22 protein-coding genes and 1 pseudogene are annotated in these 22,220 nt (G+C 43.1%); 21 read left to right on the forward strand and 2 right to left on the reverse strand.

The genetic code is table 11. The features are described 5' to 3' along the window. The first annotated feature begins 159 nt into the window (after positions 1-159). The 4 genes from EYS05_RS15190 to EYS05_RS15205 all read left to right on the forward strand — a co-directional run bounded on the left by EYS05_RS15190 (position 160) and on the right by EYS05_RS15205 (position 4,943). Positions 160-519, forward strand: a complete 360-nt coding sequence (locus tag EYS05_RS15190) for an Asp23/Gls24 family envelope stress response protein (RefSeq protein WP_015524900.1) — start codon at positions 160-162, stop codon at positions 517-519. 20 nt (positions 520-539) lie between these two features. Next, positions 540-2,192 carry a DAK2 domain-containing protein gene (locus EYS05_RS15195; RefSeq protein WP_118623943.1) on the forward strand — a complete coding sequence of 551 codons (1,653 nt, stop codon included), beginning with the start codon at positions 540-542 and terminating at the stop codon, positions 2,190-2,192. A gap of 12 nt (positions 2,193-2,204) precedes the next feature. Beyond that, positions 2,205-4,265 (forward strand): ATP-dependent DNA helicase RecG, encoded by a 2,061-nt coding sequence (gene recG / locus EYS05_RS15200; protein ID WP_138277491.1) that lies wholly within the window; start codon positions 2,205-2,207, stop codon positions 4,263-4,265. 78 nt (positions 4,266-4,343) lie between these two features. After that, positions 4,344-4,943 carry a DUF6465 family protein gene (locus tag EYS05_RS15205; protein ID WP_243101095.1) on the forward strand — a complete coding sequence of 200 codons (600 nt, stop codon included), beginning with the start codon at positions 4,344-4,346 and terminating at the stop codon, positions 4,941-4,943. A 368-nt stretch (positions 4,944-5,311) separates the two neighbouring features. Here the strand turns inward: EYS05_RS15205 and EYS05_RS15210 are convergent, their stop codons facing one another. Further along, positions 5,312-5,542, reverse strand: a complete 231-nt coding sequence (locus EYS05_RS15210) for an alpha/beta-type small acid-soluble spore protein (protein WP_015524906.1) — start codon at positions 5,540-5,542, stop codon at positions 5,312-5,314. 440 nt (positions 5,543-5,982) lie between these two features. On the opposite strand from EYS05_RS15210, the pseudogene EYS05_RS15215 reads away from it, so the two are divergent. The 5 genes and pseudogenes from EYS05_RS15215 to EYS05_RS15235 form a co-directional block, all read left to right on the forward strand. Then, positions 5,983-6,612, forward strand: a pseudogene (locus EYS05_RS15215) (DNA/RNA non-specific endonuclease); the annotation flags it as partial. A gap of 174 nt (positions 6,613-6,786) precedes the next feature. Then, a complete protein-coding gene (locus EYS05_RS15220; RefSeq protein WP_021976563.1) occupies positions 6,787-7,182 on the forward strand; it encodes a methylglyoxal synthase in 396 nt (131 codons plus the stop codon). Further along, positions 7,179-7,727 (forward strand): 16S rRNA (guanine(966)-N(2))-methyltransferase RsmD, encoded by a 549-nt coding sequence (rsmD, locus tag EYS05_RS15225; protein WP_118513518.1) that lies wholly within the window; start codon positions 7,179-7,181, stop codon positions 7,725-7,727. Before EYS05_RS15220 ends, rsmD begins: the two co-directional genes overlap by 4 nt. Before the next feature lie 15 nt (positions 7,728-7,742). After that, a complete protein-coding gene (gene coaD / locus EYS05_RS15230; protein ID WP_118513520.1) occupies positions 7,743-8,237 on the forward strand; it encodes a pantetheine-phosphate adenylyltransferase in 495 nt (164 codons plus the stop codon). A 12-nt stretch (positions 8,238-8,249) separates the two neighbouring features. Continuing rightward, positions 8,250-8,888: an ATPase gene (locus EYS05_RS15235; RefSeq protein ID WP_114002511.1), complete on the forward strand. Its 639-nt coding sequence runs from the start codon at positions 8,250-8,252 to the stop codon at positions 8,886-8,888. Here the strand turns inward: EYS05_RS15235 and EYS05_RS15240 are convergent. After that, positions 8,865-9,800 (reverse strand): hypothetical protein, encoded by a 936-nt coding sequence (locus EYS05_RS15240; RefSeq protein WP_118513522.1) that lies wholly within the window; start codon positions 9,798-9,800, stop codon positions 8,865-8,867. The two genes, EYS05_RS15235 and EYS05_RS15240, sit on opposite strands and share 24 nt — an antisense overlap. An 82-nt stretch (positions 9,801-9,882) precedes the next feature. Here EYS05_RS15240 and EYS05_RS15245 point away from each other — a divergent pair, with 82 nt between their 5' ends. From EYS05_RS15245 to hisIE, 12 genes are all read left to right on the forward strand, one after another. Further along, complete coding sequence (locus tag EYS05_RS15245; RefSeq protein WP_118513524.1) at positions 9,883-11,328, forward strand: aminoacyl-histidine dipeptidase; 1,446 nt, start codon at positions 9,883-9,885, stop codon at positions 11,326-11,328. Between the two features lie 278 nt (positions 11,329-11,606). Further along, a complete protein-coding gene (locus EYS05_RS15250; RefSeq protein ID WP_118513526.1) occupies positions 11,607-12,419 on the forward strand; it encodes a GTP pyrophosphokinase in 813 nt (270 codons plus the stop codon). 46 nt (positions 12,420-12,465) lie between these two features. Further along, complete coding sequence (locus EYS05_RS15255; protein ID WP_118513528.1) at positions 12,466-14,340, forward strand: YgiQ family radical SAM protein; 1,875 nt, start codon at positions 12,466-12,468, stop codon at positions 14,338-14,340. After that, positions 14,303-14,923: a hypothetical protein gene (locus EYS05_RS15260; protein ID WP_118513530.1), complete on the forward strand. Its 621-nt coding sequence runs from the start codon at positions 14,303-14,305 to the stop codon at positions 14,921-14,923. The genes EYS05_RS15255 and EYS05_RS15260 overlap by 38 nt, the downstream gene beginning before the upstream one ends. Before the next feature lie 12 nt (positions 14,924-14,935). Further along, positions 14,936-15,904 (forward strand): RluA family pseudouridine synthase, encoded by a 969-nt coding sequence (locus tag EYS05_RS15265; RefSeq protein WP_118513532.1) that lies wholly within the window; start codon positions 14,936-14,938, stop codon positions 15,902-15,904. Then, the gene (gene lepB, locus EYS05_RS15270) at positions 15,888-16,445 is read left to right on the forward strand and encodes a signal peptidase I (protein ID WP_118513534.1); all 558 of its coding nucleotides are present in this window, start codon (positions 15,888-15,890) and stop codon (positions 16,443-16,445) included. The genes EYS05_RS15265 and lepB overlap by 17 nt, the downstream gene beginning before the upstream one ends. 12 nt (positions 16,446-16,457) lie before the next feature. Beyond that, positions 16,458-16,991, forward strand: a complete 534-nt coding sequence (locus EYS05_RS15275; protein ID WP_118513536.1) for a Holliday junction resolvase RecU — start codon at positions 16,458-16,460, stop codon at positions 16,989-16,991. A 110-nt stretch (positions 16,992-17,101) separates the two neighbouring features. Further along, on the forward strand, positions 17,102-18,223 hold the full coding sequence (hisZ, locus tag EYS05_RS15280; protein WP_118513538.1) for an ATP phosphoribosyltransferase regulatory subunit: 1,122 nt from the start codon (positions 17,102-17,104) through the stop codon (positions 18,221-18,223). Beyond that, positions 18,223-18,861 (forward strand): ATP phosphoribosyltransferase, encoded by a 639-nt coding sequence (gene hisG, locus EYS05_RS15285; RefSeq protein ID WP_118513540.1) that lies wholly within the window; start codon positions 18,223-18,225, stop codon positions 18,859-18,861. The genes hisZ and hisG overlap by 1 nt, the downstream gene beginning before the upstream one ends. A gap of 50 nt (positions 18,862-18,911) precedes the next feature. Then, positions 18,912-20,222 (forward strand): histidinol dehydrogenase, encoded by a 1,311-nt coding sequence (hisD, locus tag EYS05_RS15290; RefSeq protein ID WP_138277492.1) that lies wholly within the window; start codon positions 18,912-18,914, stop codon positions 20,220-20,222. Beyond that, positions 20,222-20,809 carry an imidazoleglycerol-phosphate dehydratase HisB gene (hisB, locus tag EYS05_RS15295; protein WP_138277493.1) on the forward strand — a complete coding sequence of 196 codons (588 nt, stop codon included), beginning with the start codon at positions 20,222-20,224 and terminating at the stop codon, positions 20,807-20,809. The genes hisD and hisB overlap by 1 nt, the downstream gene beginning before the upstream one ends. A gap of 18 nt (positions 20,810-20,827) precedes the next feature. Further along, complete coding sequence (gene hisIE, locus EYS05_RS15300; protein ID WP_138277494.1) at positions 20,828-22,108, forward strand: bifunctional phosphoribosyl-AMP cyclohydrolase/phosphoribosyl-ATP diphosphatase HisIE; 1,281 nt, start codon at positions 20,828-20,830, stop codon at positions 22,106-22,108. The last annotated feature ends 112 nt before the right edge of the window (positions 22,109-22,220 follow it).

Below are 22,220 nucleotides of genomic sequence, written 5' to 3' on the forward strand. Positions count from 1 at the left end.
TGCTGATTTTATGCCATTTCCGGATATGTAGGATGCTTTGAAAATAAAGTAATTTTCTATAAGATAAAACAAGTTGAACTCTATCATTGCGTAATTATAAAAAAAAGGTTATAATAGTTTTATATAATTTAATCTGAATGAAACAATGGAGGTAACCATATGAATGGACGTATAGATTCCGGATTGGGTCAGATTGTAATTGATACGGATGTCATTGCGACTTATGCCGGCAGTGTGGCGGTAGAGTGTTTTGGCATCATTGGAATGGCAGCTATCAGTATGAAGGATGGCCTGGTCAAGCTTTTGCGTATTGACAGCCTGAAGCATGGTATCAGTGTTAAGATCACGGATGATAATAAGATCCGGCTGAATTTTCATGTCATCGTAGCATATGGCGTGAATATCAGTACTATTGCGGACAATCTTGTCAACAATGTAAAATATAAAGTCGAAGCCTTTACAGGAATGGAGATTGAGAAAATCAACATTATGGTTGAGGGCGTACGTGCAATAGATTAGTTTTAGAGGAGGAACTTGTGGTGAATAACAAAACCATAGATGCTAAAATACTTTCCAGAATGTTTCTGTCCGGAGCAAAAAATCTGGAAGCGAAGAAAGAATGGATCAATGAACTGAATGTGTTTCCTGTACCTGACGGAGATACAGGAACCAATATGACGCTTACCATCATGTCTGCTGCTTCCGAAGTAGGTGCTCTTACAGATCCGGATATGGAATCCCTTGCAAAGGCAATTTCTTCCGGTTCCCTTCGTGGAGCCAGAGGTAATTCCGGTGTTATCCTGTCACAGCTTCTGCGTGGATTTACCAGAGGTGTGCGTAAACTTACGGATCTGGATGCACCTGCCATTGCCGCAGCTATGGAGCGAGGCGTTGAGACTGCATACAAGGCAGTTATGAAACCAAAAGAGGGAACCATTCTTACTGTAGCCAGAGCTGCAGCAGACAGAGCAGCAGAGCTTGCTGATGCGGCAGAAGATCTGGATGCTTTTTTCGACGGGATCTTTCAGCATGCAGAGGAAACTCTTGCCAGAACACCGGAGATGCTTCCGGTCCTGAAAGAAGCAGGTGTTGTGGATTCTGGTGGACAGGGACTTCTGGAAGTTTTCCGTGGTGCCATCGACGGATATCATGGAAAAGAAGTGGATTATTCCCAGTTTGAAACAGTAGCTCCTAAGATCACAAAAATTTCTCCTCAGGCAGAGGCAGACATTAAATTTGGATATTGTACAGAATTTATTATTCTTCTTGAAAAACCGCTTCCACAGGATGAGATCGACCGTTTCCGTGAATTTCTGGATTCCATCGGTGATTCCATTGTTTTGGTGGCTGATGATGAGATTGTCAAGGTACACGTGCACACCAATCATCCGGGACAGGCTTTTGAACGCGCACTCACGTATGGTCAGCTTTCCCGCATGAAGATTGACAATATGAGAGAAGAACATCAGGAAAAACTGATCAAAGATGCGGAAAAACTTGCAAAAGAACAGGCAGAAAACAAGGAACCTCCTAAGGATCATGGCTTTATTTCCGTATCCGTAGGCGAGGGACTTTCTCAGATTTTCCGTGAACTTGGCGTAGATTATCTGATCGAAGGCGGCCAGACTATGAATCCAAGTACCGAAGATATGCTCAATGCTATTGAGAAAGTAAATGCAAAAACAATTTATATTTTCCCGAATAACAAGAATATTATCCTTGCAGCAAATCAGGCGAGGGATCTGACTGAGGATAAGGAGATCATTGTAGTACCAACCAAGACAATCCCACAGGGAATTTCTGCAATGATCAGCTTTGTTCCGGAAAAAGGTGGCGAGGAGAATCTTGCTTCCATGACAGATGCTATATCCAGAGTAAAAACCGGACAGATTACTTATGCAGTTCGTGACACACGCATTGATGACAAGGAAATCCATGAGGGAGATATCATGGGAATCGGTGATGCAGGTATCCTTGCAGTAGGCAGGGATCGACTTCAGGTAGCAGAGGAGATGGTAGCAGAGATGGTTGACGAGGAATCTGAGATCATCAGTGTTTACTATGGTGAGGATGTATCGGAAGAAGATGCAGAGGCACTTTCTGATTCTCTTACTGAGAAATATCCGGAGTGCGAGGTTGAGCTGAACCAGGGCGGACAACCGATCTACTACTATCTGATTTCTGTAGAATAAAGAGTATAAAAAATGAATGAAAAGACACCTTTGCGTGAATTAAAAGGCGTGGGTGAGAAAACAGAGAAGCTTTTCCAGAAGATCGGGATCACGACTGCGGAAGAGCTTCTCCGTTATTATCCGCGGACTTACGATATATATGAGGAGCCTGTGGAGATTGCATCAGCAGAGGAGAACAAAACAGTCTCTATCCGTGCCACTATAGCAACAGGTATTTATATTAACCAGATACGCAATCTCCAGGTTCTGACAACAACTGTGGCAGATGCAAGCGGCCGATTACCGGTTGCCTGGTTCAATGCGCCTTATTTGAGGGGAACACTCAAAAAGGGCAGTGTGTTTATCCTCAGAGGAAAGATCATCAGAAAAAAAGGCCGTCCGCAGATGGAACATCCGGAGATTTTTACCCCGGCAGCTTATGAGGAGATCATTCACAGTATGCAGCCTGTATATGGTCTGACGAAAGGACTTTCCAACAAGATGATCACGAAGTTGGTCCATCAGATTTTGGATACAAGGCCTCTCCATGGGGAATATCTGCCGGAGGAGATACGGGAACGCTATCAGCTCGCAGATGCCAATTATGCAATCCGGACTATCCATTTTCCGAAAAATATGCAGGAGCTTCTCACAGCCAGGAAACGTCTGGTATTCGATGAATTTCTGCTTTTTGTGCTGGCAATACAGCTCTTGAAGGAGAAAACAGAAGAGGCTCCAAACACGTTTCCTATGAAACCAGTATGGACAACCGAGGAGATCATAGAAGGGCTTCCCTATGACCTGACCGGAGCCCAGAAGAATGTCTGGCATGAGATCGAACGGGATCTGAGCGGTCATAAGCTGATGTCCAGGCTTGTACAGGGGGATGTTGGTAGCGGCAAGACCGTGATCGCATTTTTAGCTATGGTACTTTCAGCAGAGAATGGATTTCAGAGTGCATTGATGGTACCGACAGAGGTTCTGGCAAATCAGCATTACGAAGGCTTTCTGAGGCTGATGGAAGAACAGAATATCGCTTCCTGCCATCCGGTGCTTCTGACAGGATCTACCACAGCCAGACAGAAGCGTGAGATCTATCAGAAGATCGCAGACGGTGAAGTGAATGTGATCATCGGAACTCATGCCCTGATCCAGGAAAAGGTGGAATATAAGAATCTGGGGCTTGTGATCACAGATGAGCAGCACAGATTCGGCGTTCGCCAGAGGGAAGCGCTGACGACCAGAGGAAATCCGCCTCATGTACTTGTTATGAGCGCAACCCCCATTCCCCGGACACTGGCGATCATTTTATACGGAGATCTGGATATTTCGATCATTGACGAGCTTCCTGCAAAAAGACTTCCGATCAAAAATTGTGTAGTAGGAACTTCCTACCGTCCCAAGGCATATTCTTTTATTGAAAAGCAAGTTCAGATGGGAAGGCAGGCTTATGTGATCTGCCCTATGGTGGAAGAGAGCGAAGGCCTGGAGGCAGAGAATGTTACAGATTATGCAAGAAAGCTTCAGGAGGTCCTGCCGAGAGAGATCAGCATAGAGATTCTTCACGGAAAGATGAAGCCAAAAGAGAAAAACAGGATCATGGAGGCTTTTGCTTCCGGCGAGATCCAGGTGCTGGTATCTACCACAGTTGTGGAGGTCGGAGTGAATGTGCCAAATGCTACCGTTATGATGGTAGAAAACGCAGAACGTTTCGGGCTTGCCCAGCTTCATCAGCTTCGGGGCCGTGTAGGGCGTGGAGAGCATCAGTCATACTGTATTTTTATCCAGGGAAATAATGAAGAAAATACTTCTAAACGCCTGAAGATCCTCAATGAATCCAATGATGGATTTTATATAGCCGGAGAAGATCTGAAGCTTCGGGGTCCAGGAGATCTTTTCGGTATCCGCCAGAGCGGATTGATGGAATTTAAGATCGGTGATATCTACAATGATGCCGGAATTTTGAAGAATGCAAGTGAAGCAGCTGGTGAGATCCTGGCACTGGATTTTGATCTTATCCTGCCTCAGCATAAGGCTTTAAAGGAGCATCTCAAGGGGTATATGAGTGAAGAACTGGAAAATCTGGGGATCTAACCTTGCGTTCTTTCACAAAAAGTGATATCCTAAAATTCGAGAAAAGATTAACAAATCCCTTGTAAGGAGGCTATAAACATGGCTAGGACAAAGAAAGCTGCAACCAAGACAACTGTAAAAACGGCTTCAGTAAGCGAGACTCCTGCAAAATCTGTAGTAACCGCATCCGAAGAGAAAGCCATTAAGGCTGAGACACCGAAGACAGACGATGCAAAAGCATCTGTAGAGACAAAAGCAACTGAGAAGACAGCAGAGGTAAAACCTGCTGCTGAGAAACCAGTAGAAGAAAAAGCAGCAGAAGTAAAATCTGATGAAGAGAAAACAACAGCTGTAAAATCAGAAGAACCGGCTAAGAAAACAACTGCCAGGAAGACAACAACACGAAAAACTACTGCAGCTAAGAAAACAACAACCAGGACGGCTGCTAAGACAACAGCGACTAAAACAACAAGAAAAACAGCAGCTAAGAAAGCTGAGCCAGTAACAGAAGTATATGTTCAGTACTGGGGCAAGGAGATACATACTTCAGAGGTTGCTGACAGGATCAAAAAGATCTGGACAGAGGACATGGGCAAAAAAGCCTCTGAACTGAAAGATCTCAAAATCTACATTAAACCGGAAGATAATGGTGCACATTATGTGATCAACGGAGATGTTACAGGATTTATCGGACTGTAAAAAGAGTCTCTGATAAAAAGTATATAAAAGAGTATGTAAGATGGCCTGCTATAGAGAAAATCTGTAACAGGCTATTTCTTTTGTGTATTTGACCAAATGAGAATAGCATGATGACTGCAAAACTGTTTTCGGAGCATCAGCAGATGTAATCGGAAAGTACAGGAATTGCTGTAAATAAATATAGGATTTTAAGATTTTTTGATCTTATTATTTGTATAATGTGTGGATATGTTTATGAAATAAGCTCTCTTTTTATATAAAATTAAAAGATGTTGTCTGGCAGTTTTTCAGTTCTGTCAGACAGCATCTTTTTTTGCATGAGCTTAGATCAACTCAGCATAGCAATAAAACTACCTGCGCACACAGATTTAGTACTGCTGTCCGCCCTGGGAGTTGCCGGACATCTGCCGCTCCTGCGCCTCGATCATTTTTTTGACCATATATCCGCCTACGGATCCGTTCTGTTTGGAAGTCAGGTTTCCGTTGTATCCGTCTGTAAGCGGAACACCCAGCTCGTTTGCTACCTCATATTTGAAACGGTCAAGTGCGCCCTTTGCTTCCGGTACAACTGCTTTGTTAGAAGAAGTGTTACTTGGCATAATTCATTTCCTCCTTGGTTGTTGTTTGTTTTGATGTTACATTGCTAGTATATGAAATCCGTAAAATAATACACTGGCAGTTAAAGGAAATCAAAAATATAAAAAACAGAATGTATGGTTGCTTTTTTACAGGAACAGAAGTTATAATAATTTCTGCACAACATATAATATCTGTCAGACAAAAATAAGGGGGTCCCGTGAAAAAGAAACGTTATCCTACATACAAACGAAAATATAAACGAAAAAAACAGCCCATGCGAAAAATACTCACAGCTATTATTCTGTGTGTTACCCTTGCAGTATGTAATGGATGGATGCCGCCGCGGAGCCTGAAAGAGGTAAAAGATCAAAGTCGGATCTTCGGACAGGTATTTCTTACATATATAGAAGAAAATGCACAGATCCTCTGGGAAGATGTTTCGGAATCCGCTTCCGATGCAGTGGCAGGTTTGCTGAAACAATCCCAGACGAAGACAGGAGAGCAGACAGAATCTGTTTCTCTGGATCAGATTCCGGAATACAGCGACAGTCCATATGTGGAGATCAATGGAAATGTACCATCTTTTTCTGATGAAAAAAGCGCAGGACCTGCATACGAATTTTATAGTGAACTAGATTCCCTGGGGCGCTGTGGTTATGCAGAATCCAAGGTCACACCGGAGCTGATGCCTGTCGAAGAGCGAGGAGCGATCGGAATGGTGAAGCCTACAGGATGGCATACTGTAAAATATGAAAATGTAGATGGCCGGTATCTGTATAATCGCTGCCATCTTATCGGGTATCAGCTGACTGGAGAGAATGCAAACAAGAAAAACCTTATCACAGGAACCAGATATCTCAATGTGACGGGAATGCTTCCTTTTGAAAATGAGGTTGCAGATTACGTGCACAGTACAGGAAATCCCTGCATGTATCGTGTAACTCCGTTTTTTAAGGGAGATGAACTGGTAGCTCGGGGTGTGGAAATGGAAGCCGAATCCGTTAAAGACCAGAAGATATCTTTCCATGTTTTTGTTTATAACATACAGCCGGGAATTGAAATTGATTATACTACAGGAAACAGCTGGGAAGAATAGAGTATATGGAGCAACGCCGGGGAAAATATTAATTTTTCATGAATTTACATGAATTAAATTGCACTTTTTTGGGCGTTATGCTAGAATCAGTTACAGAGTTATATGATTTTACCTATATAAAAGGGGAGAAAAGGGATGTAACCCAAGGGCAGAATGGAGAGGTGAATTATGAATTTAGGAATTATTGCGCATAACAGTAAGAAAGTTCTGATTGAAGACTTCTGTATTGCATACAAGAATATCCTTGCCAAACATGAAGTATATGCAACCGGAACAACAGGAAGAAGAATTGAGGAAGCAACCAGTCTTCACGTTCACAAGTTTCTTGCCGGAAGTATAGGCGGAGACAAACAGTTTATGGAGATGGTAGAACGTCAGGATCTGGATATGGTGATCCTGTTTTATAACCCTGTCATGATGGACCCGGCAGAGCCGGATATCATGAGCATTGTCAAACGCTGCGACCAGTACAATATTCCGGTTGCTACAAATATTGCCACTGCGGAACTTCTGATCCTTGGACTGGCCCGCGGTGATCTGGATTGGAGATTAAATCTGAAATGAGAGTCATAGCAGGAAAAGCACGTAGATTGAACTTAAAAACCATTCCCGGAAATGAGACACGACCAACAACAGACCGTATTAAGGAAACTCTTTTTAACATTCTCCAGCCTGAAATACCTGGTTGTCGTTTTCTGGATCTGTTTTCCGGAAGCGGAGCGATCGGTATTGAAGCTCTGAGCCGTGGAGCCGAGTATGCTGTATTTGTTGAAAAAAATCCCAAAGCATGTACTTGTATCCGCGAAAATCTTTCATTTACAAAACTCACGGATGGTGGTAAACTGCTGAACATGGATGTGCTTCAGGCACTGCGTTCACTGGAAGGCGGAGAACCATTTGACTGTATTTTTATGGATGCACCATACGAACAGCATCTGGAACAACCAGTCCTTGAGTATCTGGCTGACAGCACTCTTGCAGATGAAAACACGCTGATCGTTGTGGAGGAAGATCTGCATACGGATTTTTCTTATGTAGAGGACCTTGGATATCGTCTGGTACGTTCCAAGGAATATAAAACCAACAAGCATGTTTTCCTAAAAAAATGAAAGAGAGACAGACATATGATAACAGCAGTATACCCGGGAAGCTTTGACCCGGCAACCTATGGCCATCTTGACATCATTAAGCGGGCAAGCATTTCATTTGACCGGGTTATAGTGGGAGTTTTGCATAATTCTGCAAAAAGTCCGTTGTTTTCTGTAGAAGAACGTGTTAAGATACTAACAAAGGCGACAAAAGATATCCCGAATGTGGAGGTGAAAGCATTCGAGGGCCTGTCAGTGAACTTTGCCAGGGAAAACCATGCCCAGGTGATCGTTCGAGGGCTTCGTGCTGTCACGGATTTTGAATATGAACTGCAGATGGCCCAGACTAATCGTGTTCTGGCACCGGATGTGGACACCGTTTTTCTTACAACCAGTCTGGAATATGCATACTTAAGCTCCACGATTATGAAAGAAGTTGCTAATTTCGGAGGAAATCTGAGCAAATTCGCTCCACGTGAGATTACGGATGCAGTCGAAGAGAAATTGAAAAAAAGAGAAACAGAGAAATAAGGAGAGTGTATTATGAGCAGCAGAATTGAACAGATTATTCAGGAGATTGAAGAGTATGTGGACAGCTGTAAATTCCAGCCTCTTTCCACTACCAAGATCGTAGTGAACAAAGAAGAGATTGAGGAGTATTTACGTGAACTTCGTCTGAAAACTCCGGATGAGATCAAACGTTATCAGAAGATCATCAGCAATAAGGATGCGATCCTTGAGGATGCTCAGGCTAAAGCTGACAGTCTGATCGCAGATGCTCAGGCCAAAGCTCAGGAACTGGTTACACAGCATGAGATCATGCAGAAAGCATATGCACAGGCAAATGAGACCATAAATGCTGCAAATAAGCAGGCTCAGGAGATTCTTGATTCTGCAACACAGGATGCAAACAGCATTCGTCTCAGTGCGATCACATACACGGATGATATGATGGCTAATATCGGTTCTGTCCTGAACCAGACACTTGAAGATGCCGGTGGTAAATATAAAGCATTTATTGATGCTCTGCAGAGCTGCCTTGAGGTTGTTAATCATAATCGTCAGGAGCTTGCACCACAGACTGCTCAGGCAGCGGCAATCTCCAATACCTTCCAGGATGATGACAGTTCTTCTGTAACAAAAGAAGACGAAGATCTGTTAGACGATATCGGAGAAAACTAGGATCAGGAATATCACACTGGCGTTCAGACATTTTGAAATAGCGTAGGGGATCAGTGACAAACTGTTTTCCAATACGCTTTTTGTCTGAGCCATGACACAAAAGCCACCAAAAGAAGTCAGGATCATAGAAGCAAGGTATCTGCTTTTCCATGGCAGTGGTGCGTCGGCAATCTGTTCCAACCCGGTAGTTAGTTCCAGTGGTGCTGTGAACAGCATACAGCTTTGTGCATGAAATGGCCAGTAAAATCTGATACAGGCGAGTATCAGTGAGAAGATGAGAATATAGCCCCCGAGACGTGTGATGGTTTCAAATCCGTCCATGATCGAGACATCCAGGATGGCTCCTGTGGAGTCCTGTTGGTATGTCTCTTTTTTTATCTTGTTTACGCAGACAGAGTCCACGGTATGCCCGCGATATACAACGAAACGGAAAAACAGCATACAAAAGAGATCTGCCGCCAGAAAAGTGAGGATCATCTGTACTGCTGATATCTTATTTTTCAAGAGTATGCCGGAAAGATAGGAAATGATAAATGCGGGACTTGCATTGCAGCTAAACGTAAGAAGATATTCCCCTTCTCTGCGGGAAATCTGCTGGTTTATGTACAGATCATGTGCCAGTTTAGCTCCCATAGGATATCCGCATAACAGACCCAGGATCAGAACATAGGCTCCAGCAGGTGAAAGCCCGAAAAACGTTTTCCAGAAGAAAGCAGATGGTTTCAGAAGCTTCCGGATATTTCCGGTTTTTAATAATGCTCCTGTCAGGATCAGAAATGGCAACAGAGTGGGAAGCATGATATTCAACCACAATCCAAGGCCATTTTTTACTCCAGTAAGAGCTTCTTTTGGATGAAAAAGCAGAAAAAGCAACAGGCAGATATAGAAAAATATGATTATTTTTCGTTTCATAAAAACAGGTCCTTGCTTTTTTTACAGTATATGATTATTATAAAAGACAAATGAATTTATGAAGCAGAAGGAGGCAGAATTTATGCCAGTATTAGAAAATTGTGAACCAAAGAGAGTTTTTCATTATTTTGAAGAAATCTGCAAGATTCCTCATGGTTCCAGAAATACAAAACAGATCAGTGATTTCCTTGTGGAATTTGCGAAGGATCATGGATTCAGATACGTACAGGACGAGCTGAATAATGTAGTGATCTACAAGCCAGGCACACCAGGATATGAGAATTCTCCCACAGTGATCATCCAGGGCCACATGGATATGGTATGTGAAAAACGACCAGACGTAGATCATGATTTTACAAAAGATGGTTTGAACATCTCTGTAAAAGATGGTTATATCACAGCCAACGGAACAACTCTTGGCGGTGATGATGGTATTGCAGTTGCTTATGGTCTTGCCCTTCTTGACAGTACAGATATTCCACACCCTCCTCTTGAAGTGCTGCTCACGGTTGATGAGGAGATTGGTCTTCTTGGTGCAGTCGGTCTGGACTGCAGCGTGCTGAAGGGAAGAAGATTTATCAATCTGGATTCTGAAGCGGAGGGAAGTCTCTGGATCAGCTGTGCCGGCGGTCTTTCCGGTATCAGCCATATCCCTGTCCAGCGTGTAGAAGGAGAAGGAGAAAAGGTACAGGTCAAAGTCTGTGGACTTATGGGCGGACATTCCGGTGCCGAGATTGACAAGAACAGAGCTAATGCCAATAAACTTATGGGACGGTTTCTTTACGGGCTTAAGAAAAAATCGGAATATGCCCTTATTTCTCTTACAGGCGGACAGAAAGACAATGCCATTACAAGAGAGTGCACCGCAGAATTTCTTACCGATTCCGTTGCTGAGGTAAAAGCTTACGCAAAAGAGCTCCAGGAGCAGGTCCGTGAGGAATATACAGGCTCTGACGAAAACATTACTTTTGAAATAACAGAAAAGGATACTGCAACAGCAGAGGTTCTTCATCCTACAAGTCAGGAAAAAATCGTATTTTATCTGCAGAATGTACCATTCGGAATCCAAAAAATGAGCGGAACCATCAAAGGTCTGGTGGAAACCTCCAGCAATATCGGCATCCTCCGTTTGGATGAGGACGAGCTTTTTGCAAGTTCCAGTGTAAGAAGCTCTGTAGACGCTGCATGCAGTGCATTATCTGATAAGATTGAATATCTTACAGAATTTCTTGGTGGCGACTATGAAGTACAGGGTGCATATCCGGCATGGGAGTACAGAAAAGACTCTCCGTTACGAGATAAAATGGTTGCAGTTTTTGAGGAAATGTATGGCCATAAGCCTGAAGTCGTTGCGATCCACGCAGGCCTTGAATGTGGGCTTTTCTATAAAAAAATGGAAGGACTGGACTGTGTATCCCTTGGACCGGATATGAAGGATATCCATACATCCGAGGAGGTTCTCAGCATTGCTTCCACAGAAAGAGTATGGAACTATCTTGTACAGGTTCTCAAAAATCTGAAAGACTGATCCAGTTCGGAGTATGTTCGAACTTTTACCCTGGAGAAATGAAAGGTTTCTCCAGGGTATTTTTATGCCCTGATAAAAAATATTCATAAAATACAGAATTTTACATATATATAGATTTGTGGATGCATCACACAAAAAGGAAAATAATTCTATAATTTTTTAATAAAAAATTGATAAACAATCCCTTTTTTTTCAAAACATATGTTATAATAAAAAATGTATGCCGCTGTCACCAAAACAAAAAAGAGACTGACGGCAGATGATAAGGAGCGAGCAACATGGAAATACAGTTATGGCGAAGTATTTTGTGCCCTTACGAGCTGGCTGTCAAAGAACTGACAGTCAAGTTTAAACATATGATAGAAGAGTATCACGAAAATGATCGTTATTCTCCCATTGAACAAGTCAGTGGAAGAGTAAAAAGCGTTTCCAGTATCCTGGAGAAAATGCAGCGTAAAGATATCCCGATCGAACAGCTGGAAACAGAAATGGAAGATCTGGCAGGAGTACGGATCATTTGTCAGTTTGAAGAAGATATCGATACCGTTGCTGCGATCATCCGAAAAAGAACAGATATGGAAGTCAAAAGTGAAAAGAACTATCTGACACATATCAAGCAGAGCGGTTACCGGAGCTATCACATGATCCTTTATTATACAGTGGAGACTATTAACGGGCCGAAACGGCTTCAGGTAGAAATACAGATCCGTACCATGGCAATGAATTTCTGGGCAACGATCGAACATTCCCTTCAGTATAAATACAAAGGTGATATGCCTCCTCATGTAGCAGAACGTCTTAGTAAAGCATCCGATGCGATCATTTCGCTGGATCATGAAATGTCTTCTGTGCGCAACGAAATCATGGATGCTCAGAATTCATCGCAGATGCAGTCCAATCTTGTAAAGGATATTCTGAATAATATTGAAAATCTCTACCGTGTTTCCAGTGAACGGGAAGTCAGCAAAATACAGGATGAGTTCCTGCGGGTATTCAAAACCAAGGATCTGCGTCAGCTGGAACGCTTCCACAGGCAGCTGGATATCATTGCAGAGGGTTATCGTGCCCAGGCAGTCCATCACAGCATATGAACACAGAGCAGACAGTACTAATACACTTACATACGAGGAATTATAAATGCAGGATTTTTTACCAGTTACAAGAGAAGATATGAAGTCAAGAGGCTGGGATGAGTTGGATTTTGTCTACGTGACAGGAGATGCCTATGTGGATCATCCGTCTTTTGGATCTGCGATCATTGGACGTCTTCTGGAAAGCAGAGGATATCGTGTAGGCATGATCCCTCAGCCTGACTGGCGAAAGAAGGAGAGCATCCAGGTGTTCGGGGAACCGCGCCTGGGTTTTCTCGTTACAGCAGGAAACATGGATTCCATGGTGAATCATTATACGGTTTCCAAAAAGCACCGAAGCACAGATGCCTATTCTCCGGGAGGAAAAATGGGATTAAGACCGGACAGGGCTTCTGTTGTATACAGCAATCTGATCCGGCAGACCTATAAACATACGCCTGTCATTCTTGGCGGGATCGAAGCCAGTCTTCGAAGAATGGCACATTACGATTATTGGGAAAATAAGGTCAAGCACAGTATTCTGATCGATTCCGGTGCGGATCTGATCTCTTATGGAATGGGGGAACATTCCATCCTGGAGATCGCAGAAGCCCTGCAAAGCGGGATTCCGGTCCAGGAGATCACATATGTGGCAGGGACGGTTTTTAAAAGCCATGATATCAGCAGGGTTTACGATCCAGTGATCCTTCCGTCATTTGAACAGGTACAGACCGATAAAAAAGCTTATGCGGACAGCTTTGCCATTCAGTACCGAAACACAGATCCATTTACAGCAAAGCCTCTGGCAGAATCTTATGGGAACCGTGGATATGTGATACAGAATCCACCATCTCAGCCTCTGACGCAGATGGAAATGGACGATGTTTACGATCTGCCTTATACGGGACAATATCATCCCATGTATCAGAAAGAAGGCGGGATTCCGGCACTGAAAGAGATCAAATTCAGTCTGACCAGCAACAGAGGATGCTTTGGAAGCTGTAATTTCTGTGCGCTGACCTTTCATCAGGGCCGTATCCTTCAGACGAGAAGTCATGATTCCATTCTGAAAGAAGCTGAAAAGATGACAGAGGATCCGGATTTTAAAGGCTATATCCATGATGTAGGAGGCCCCACGGCTGATTTCCGTTATCCTTCCTGCAAAAAGCAGCTGACAAAAGGAGTCTGCAAGGAGCGGCAGTGCCTGTTTCCTTCTCCGTGTAAGAATCTGACGGTAGACCACAAGGATTATCTTCAGCTTCTCAGAAAGGTAAGGAACATCCCCAAAGTCAAAAAAGTTTTTGTCCGTTCCGGCATTCGGTTTGATTATCTGATGGCAGACCCGGATAAAACTTTTCTTAATGAACTTGTGAAATATCACATCAGCGGTCAGCTGCGAGTAGCACCGGAGCATGTTTCCGATGAAGTCCTGAAGTTTATGGGCAAGCCCAGGCACGAGGTTTATGAGAACTTTCTGAAGGAATATGAAAAAGCAAATGCGCGGACTGGTAAACAGCAATATGCCGTTCCGTATTTCATGTCGTCCCATCCCGGGTGTACAATGAAGGAAGCCGTGAAGCTTGCGGAATACGTCCGTGATCTTGGATTTACGCCGGAGCAGGTTCAGGATTTTTATCCAACGCCATCGACACTTTCTACCTGCATGTATTACACAGGAATCCATCCGCTGACAGGCGAAAAGGTATATGTGCCGAAAAATCCACACGAAAAAGCAATACAGCGAGCACTGATGCAGTATAAAAATCCGGAAAATCGCGAACTGGTCCTGGAAGGACTTAAGATGACCGGACGTATGGATCTGGTCGGCTTTGGACCGAAATGTCTGATCCGTCCCAGAGAGCTTCATAAAAAAGCCAAAAAAACACAGACAAGGAGTTCGGCACATGAAAGATACCAGAAAAAGAAAAACAAAAAAAGGTGATTTCGGTTATTTTAACAGCGAAAAAAAACGAAGACTCCTGATCACCGCAGGATTATTTTCGCTTCCACTGCTCATTTTCTTTGTGGCGTGGGCCGTCAACGGAACAAGAATGACAGTCTGGACGGTTCTGACCGTAGTAGGCTGTCTGCCAGGCTGTAAATCCATGGTAAGCCTGATCATGATCCTGTTACGTCATCCTATGGATGAAAAGATCTATAAAGAGATCTGCGAACATGCAGGAGACCTGGTCATGTCCTATGAAATGTACATGACTTTTTATGAGAAAAGCGGTTACCTGGACGCTGTTGCCGTGTGCGGAAATACAGTAGTGGGTTATACCAGTGATCCAAAAGCAGATATCACCTACCTTGCAGAGCAGTCACAGAAAATCATCCGTAAAAACGGATATAAAGTGGATGTAAAGATCCTGAAGGACCTGAAGCCCTATCTGGAACGTCTGGATTCCATGAATGAGCACAAAGAATCTCTGAGAAACGGGATTAAATTCACACCGGATGAACGATACCCGGATCTTTCCAGAGAAGAACTGATCAAACATACGATCCTGGCAATCTGTCTGTAGGAGCATTATATAATGAAAGAATTTATCATTAACGAAAACGAGGCCGGACAGCGTTTTGACAAATATCTGGCCAAGCTTCTCCGCGAAGCTCCAAAGAGCTTTTTCTACAAAATGATGAGGAAAAAAAATATCACGCTCAATGGAAAAAAAGCCACCGGGAATGAAAAGCTGTTTTCAGGAGATCATGTAAAACTGTTTTTAAGTGATGAAACATTTGAAAAATTCAGCGGAAATGATTCTGCTCCACGGGCACATTATGCTCTGGATATCATTTACGAGGATGAAAATATCCTGTTGATCAACAAACCGGCAGGAATGCTTTCTCAGCCTGTTGATGACGGAACCCCTTCACTGGTAGAATATCTGACTGGCTATCTTCTGAAAAATGGCTCTCTTACAGAGAATGATCTGAGAACCTTTCGTCCTTCCGTATGCAACCGCCTTGACCGCAATACCAGTGGGCTGATAGCGGCAGGCAAAAGCCTTTCCGGTCTGCAGGAACTTTCAGGGATGTTCAAGTCCAGGGAACTTCATAAATATTACCTCTGTCTTGTGGAGGGAGTTTTAAAAGAAGAAAGATATATCAAAGGTTATCTGGCAAAAGATAAAAAAAGCAACAAAGTAACCATCTATAAACAAGAGAAAGAAAATGCCCTGCCAGTGGAAACAAAGTATTATCCGTTGGGTACCAATGGAACCCGTACCCTTCTTAAGGTTGAACTGATCACAGGACGTGCACATCAGATTCGTGCCCACCTTGCTTCGGAGGGACATTCGATTGTTGGTGATCCCAAATATGGAAAAGCCGATAAAAAACTGAAAGGACAGCTGCTTCATTCTTTTCGAATGGAGTTTCCATCTATGAAAGGAAGCCTGTCATATTTATCCGGGAAGGTCTTTACGGCACCGCTTCCGGAAATCTTTCTCAGAACACTAAAAGAGGAAAAGTTGGAGGAGAGTTATTATGAAAATCTGGAATGAAATATGGGATTACGTCAAGATGATTATCATCGTGGTAGTTGTAGTCCTGGTTATCAACAATGTAGTACTGATCAATGCAAAGATCCCGTCAGAATCTATGGAAAATACCATTATGACCGGGGATCGTATCTTTGGTTATCGTCTGGCCTATGGTCTGAATATGGATGTATTTGGCCACGAGATCTCAAAAAAATGGAAAGATCCGGAACGCTTTGACATTGTGATCTTCAAATATCCGGATGATGAGTCTCAGCTGTTCATCAAACGTATCATCGGTCTTCCCGGAGATAAAGTAGAGATCAAAGATGGTAAAGTTTATATCAATGATTCAGAGACACCTCTGGATGATTCCTTTGTGCCGGAAACTCCTCTTGGAAGCTTCGGACCATACGAAGTACCGGAAAACTGTTACTTTATGATGGGAGACAACCGTAACAATTCCAAGGATTCCCGATACTGGCAGAATACGTATGTACAGTTTGATCAGATCGTCGGAAAAGCGGAGATCCGTTATTTCCCATCCATCAAGCTTCTGGATTAAAGGACAGCTCTTATGGCAACATGGAACAGCAGAGGACTTCGTGGTTCTACTCTGGAGGAACTTATCAATCGTACCAATGAGCAGTACAGGGAAAAGGGACTGGCCCTCATCCAGAAAATTCCGACGCCTATCACTCCGGTTAAAATGGATAAAACCTCCCGGCATATCACGCTGGCATATTTTGAACAGAAAAGTACCGTAGATTATATCGGAGCAGTACAGGGAATCCCTGTCTGCTTCGATGCAAAAGAATGCTGTGTAAAAACTTTTCCCCTTGCGAACATTCATCCTCATCAGGTAGCATTTATGGATGAGTTTGAAAAGCAGAAGGGGATTGCTTTTTTTCTGATCTATTTCAGCGCAGATAATGTTTTTTATTATCTTACCCTTCGTAAGCTGAAGGAATTCTGGAAAAGGATGGAAGACGGCGGACGAAAAAGTTTTCGTCGGGAAGAGCTGGACCAGGAATTTTATCTTTCCGGAAAAAATGGATTTCTGGTTCCTTATCTGGAAGGAATCCAGAAAGATCTGCAATTACGGGATTGACTTTTGGAAAGGTTTCCTATATAATCAAATTTAAGTTTTTCTGTGATAGCATGGTAGCGAATTAAAGTGAAACACAGGAAATCTCAAAATGTGTTACGGAGGAAATGAGCATGCAGCGTATTTTTCATACACCTGAAGGTGTGCGGGACATTTATGGAGAGGAATGCAGCCGCAAAAAACGGCTCCAGAAGGAGCTCCACCAGGTGTTTTCAAGATATGGATATGAAGATATAGAAACACCGGGATTTGAGTATTTTGAAGTGTTCAGCAATGAAGTAGGAACGATTCCATCCAAGGACTTATATAAATTTTTTGACAGAGAGGGAAACACACTTGTTCTCAGACCTGACTTTACACCGTCTGTTTCCAGAGCATGTGCAACTTATTTTGATCCGGAAAAGGGACCTGTAAGACTTTGTTATACCGGAAATACATTTATCAACAATTCCAGTTACAGAGGTCAGATGAAAGAAAATACTCAGATGGGTGTTGAACATATGGGAGATGATTCTGCAGCAGCAGATGCTGAAATTCTTGCTATGACCGTGGAGTGTCTGAAGGCAGCAGGACTTACCGAATTCCAGGTTAGCGTAGGCCAGGTAGATTATTATAAATCCCTGCTTGCAGAGGCAGATCTGGGGCCAGAGATAGAAGAGCATCTTCGTGAGCTGATCTCTCAGAAGAATTATTTTGGTGTGGAAGAACTTCTTAAGGGACAGAATTTAGGCGATAACCTTTCCAAGGCTTTTGCTGAACTGCCTCAGATGTTCGGTTCAGCAGAAGTGTTGGAAAAAGCAAAAAAACTCACCTCCAATCCAGAGGCACTTTCTGCAGTAAAACGACTGGAAGAAATTTATGAGATCCTGAAAGTATACGGCTGTGAGAAATACATTGCTTTTGATTTTGGAATGCTCAGTAAGTTCCGTTATTATACAGGGATCATTTTCCAGGCCTATACATATGGAACCGGTGAACCTCTGATCAAAGGCGGACGATACAACGAATTGATGAAACATTTCGGAAAACCGGCTTCTTCCATTGGATTTGCCATTGTGGTCGATAACCTGATGCTCGCGCTTTCCAGACAGAAACTGACTGTTCCGGCCGGTGATAAGACCATTGTGATCACCTATGATCCGGAAAATCTGAAAAAAGCGATCCAGGAAGCAATGGAGCTTCGAAACGAAGGTAAAAAAGTGGCATTGTGCCCGACAAAGGAGGAGCAGGACTGATGAGATATCTTACATTTGCCCTCACAAAAGGGCGTCTGGCCAGCAAAACACTGGATATGTTTGAGAAGATCGGTATTACATGTGAGGAGATGCGTGACAAAGATTCCCGAAAGCTGATCTTTACCAACGAGGAACTGAAGCTGAAGTTTTTCCTTGCAAAAGGTCCGGATGTGCCGACTTATGTAGAGTATGGTGCAGCAGATATCGGTATCGTAGGTAAGGATACCATTCTGGAAGAAGGAAGAAAGCTATATGAGGTTATGGATCTTGGATTTGGAGCATGTCGCATGTGCGTATGCGGCCCTGAAAGCGCCAGGGAAGTTCTGAATAACAATCAGCTGATCCGTGTAGCTACAAAATATCCAAATATTGCAAAGGATTACTTCTATAACAAAAAGCATCAGACTGTGGAAATCATTAAGCTGAACGGTTCCATTGAGCTTGCACCGATCGTAGGACTTTCCGAGGTTATCGTGGATATCGTGGAAACCGGAAGCACCCTTCGTGAGAATGGCCTGAAGGTGCTGGAAGAAGTCTGCCCGCTGTCTGCACGTATGGTAGTCAATCAGGTCAGCATGAAAATGGAAGATGAACGGATCCGCAAACTGATCACGGAACTTCGAGGTGTGGTCAAATAAACTGAGCAACAGATGAACCTCCAAAATACAGAAAGAAGGCAGAATTTATTATGCGTAAGGTAAAACTCACCAAAGAATCTACAAAAGATATTCTGGAAACTCTCTTAAAAAGAAGCCCTAATAATTATGGAAAATACGAGGATGCAGTAGCAAATATACTTGCCAAAGTAAAAGCAGAGGGAGATACCGCGTTATTTGCATTTACCAGAGAATTTGATAAAGTCGAAGTGACAAGGGATACGATCCGTGTAACACCGGAGGAGATCGAGGAAGCATACAAGCTGGTAGATCCTTCCCTGATCGATGTGATCAAAAAAGCACTGGTGAATATCCGCAGCTATCACGAAAAGCAGCTTCTGAACAGCTGGTTCACAAGCACAACAGACGGAACCATGCTTGGTCAGAAGGTAACCGCTCTGAACCGTGTAGGTGTTTACGTTCCCGGTGGAAAGGCTGTATATCCGTCTTCCGTGCTGATGAATATCGTTCCTGCAAAAGTTGCCGGTGTTGACCGTATTGTAATGACAACACCTCCTGGAAAAGACGGAAAAGTTAATCCAAGCACACTTGTTGCCGCCAACGAAGCCGGTGCAGATGAAATCTATAAAGTGGGTGGTGCACAGGCCATCGGAGCACTTGCATATGGAACCGAGAGTATTCCAAAGGTTGACAAAATCGTAGGACCCGGAAATATTTTTGTTGCGCTTGCAAAAAAGGCAGTTTATGGATACGTAAGCATTGATTCTATTGCCGGCCCAAGCGAGATCCTCGTTCTTGCAGATGAGACTGCAAATCCTCGTTATATTGCAGCAGATCTTCTTTCTCAGGCAGAACATGATGAGATGGCATCTGCGATCCTGATCACAACAAATGAGGAATTTGCAGATCAGGTAGATAAAGAAGTCAGAGGTTTTGTTGAGGTACTTTCCAGAAAAGCCATTATCGAGAAATCCCTGGAGAACTTTGGCTATATCCTGATCGCAGAAGATATGGACGAGGCCATTGAGGCTGCCAATGAAATTGCTTCTGAACATATGGAGATCGTCACAAAGAATCCTTTTGAAGATATGATGAAGGTACGAAATGCAGGTGCGATTTTTATCGGAGAGCACAGCTCTGAACCCCTTGGAGATTATTTTGCAGGACCAAACCATGTGCTTCCTACCAATGGAACTGCCAAATTTTTCTCCGCACTTTCTGTAGATGATTTTATCAAAAAATCCAGTATTGTATATTATTCAAGAGAAGCACTCCGAAAGATCCACAAGGACATTATCCAGTTTGCCACATCGGAACAGCTGACTGCACACGCAAATTCCATTGCAGTCCGTTTTGAGGAAGAGGACAAGGAGAACGAATAATGGCAAGAGAAGCACTGATTGAAAGAAACACAAAAGAAACGCAGATACGTCTGCAGCTGAATATTGATGGAACAGGAAGTTCCGATGTTGATACAGGCATTGGCTTTTTTGACCATATGCTGGACGGTTTTACGCGCCATGGACTGTATGATCTTACGCTGAGAGTCCACGGTGATCTGAATGTAGATGATCATCACACCATTGAAGATACAGGGATCGTCCTTGGAAACGCTATCCGTGAGGCAGTTGGCGACAAAAAAGGGATCAAACGTTACGGCAGCTGTATCCTTCCTATGGATGAAGTGCTTGTGCTCTGCGCAGTAGATCTTTCCGGAAGACCTTATCTTGGATGGGATGCAGAGTTTCCTACAGAAAAAATAGGAGATATGGCCACAGAGATGGTAAAGGAATTCTTTTATGCAGTATCCTATTCTGCGGCAATGAATCTTCACATCAAAGTTCTTTCCGGAGGAAACAGCCATCATGTGGCAGAGGCCATGTTTAAAAGCTTTGCGAAAGCCCTTGATGCAGCAACACAATACGATTCCCGGATCACAGACGTGCTTTCTACCAAGGGAAGCCTCTGATACAGAAGGAGACCACTTATGAACAAACAGTTGATCCCATGTCTTTATCTTCATTCAGAAAAAGCGGTAACAGGATTTGGACAGAGAAATCTTTTCGGAGACGGAAATGTAGAAACACTTGCAAAATTTTACGGTGACAATGGGGCAGATGAGCTTCTGGTATTTGACTTTTCTTCTGCAGATGCAGAGCATGACCGTGCGATCGGAAAAATCCGTGATATCTGTCAGGCATCTGAAATCCCGGTTATCGCAGCGGGAAATATCAAACGTATGGAAGATGTAAAAAAGCTGATCTATGCGGGATGTGCCAAAGTTGTACTGAATTTTTCGAAAGAGAATAATATCAAACTTCTGGAAGAAGTATCACGCCGCTTTGGAAAAGAGCGTATGATGATCAGCATCTCTGATCTGAGAGAATTCACAGAAAATCAGGATCTGATCGAAAAATATGCAGACACTGTTCTGGCTCTGGACACTGTCGAAAATGAAATCGCAGAGATTTCTCAGATTTCCATTGTTCTTCATACCGATGAAAACAGATATGAGAACGTTCTGAAGCTTTTAGGAGAAGCAGCTGTGTCCGGACTTTGCGGTGCTTATGTAAGCAGTCTTGAAAATGATCTGCATACATTTAAGGAAACCTGCGAAGAAGCCAGAATTCCGGTAAACACATATAAAAGTAATATTGCATGGTCGGATTTTAAATTAAACAGTGACGGAATGGTTCCGGTTATTGTCCAGGATTACCGGACGGATGAAGTACTGATGCTGGCCTATATGAATGAGCTTGCTTTTAACACAACATTGAAGCTGGGAAAAATGACATACTGGAGCCGCAGCCGGAATGAGCTCTGGACCAAAGGGCTGACATCCGGACATGTACAGTATGTAAAGGCTCTTACTATTGACTGTGATAATGATACGATCCTTGCCAAAGTGGAGCAGGTTGGAGCAGCCTGCCATACAGGAAACCGTACCTGTTTCTTCAAACCTCTGATGAAAAAAGAGTACGATGATACCAATCCACTTCACGTGTTCCAGAATGTGTATGATGTGATCACTGACCGAAAAGAGCATCCAAAGGAAGGTTCCTATACTAATTATCTTTTTGATAAAGGAATCGACAAGATTTTGAAAAAAGTCGGTGAAGAATGCACAGAGATCGTCATTGCAGCCAAAAATCCGGATAAAGAAGAGATTAAATACGAAATTTCAGATTTTCTTTATCATATGATGGTACTCATGGTGGAAAAAGGAGTCAGCTGGGAAGAAATCACCAAAGAATTGGTAAAAAGATAAATTATATATCATTCAGGAAAAAAGCTTTTGTACGTCGGATCAGAATGAACGGTTACGAAAGCTTTTTTCTGTTTTCCCGGAATCTTAAAAGAATATGTACAATTTCGGTTAG

The sequence above is a fragment of the Blautia sp. SC05B48 genome (genome assembly GCF_005848555.1).
Taxonomy (GTDB): domain Bacteria; phylum Bacillota; class Clostridia; order Lachnospirales; family Lachnospiraceae; genus Blautia_A.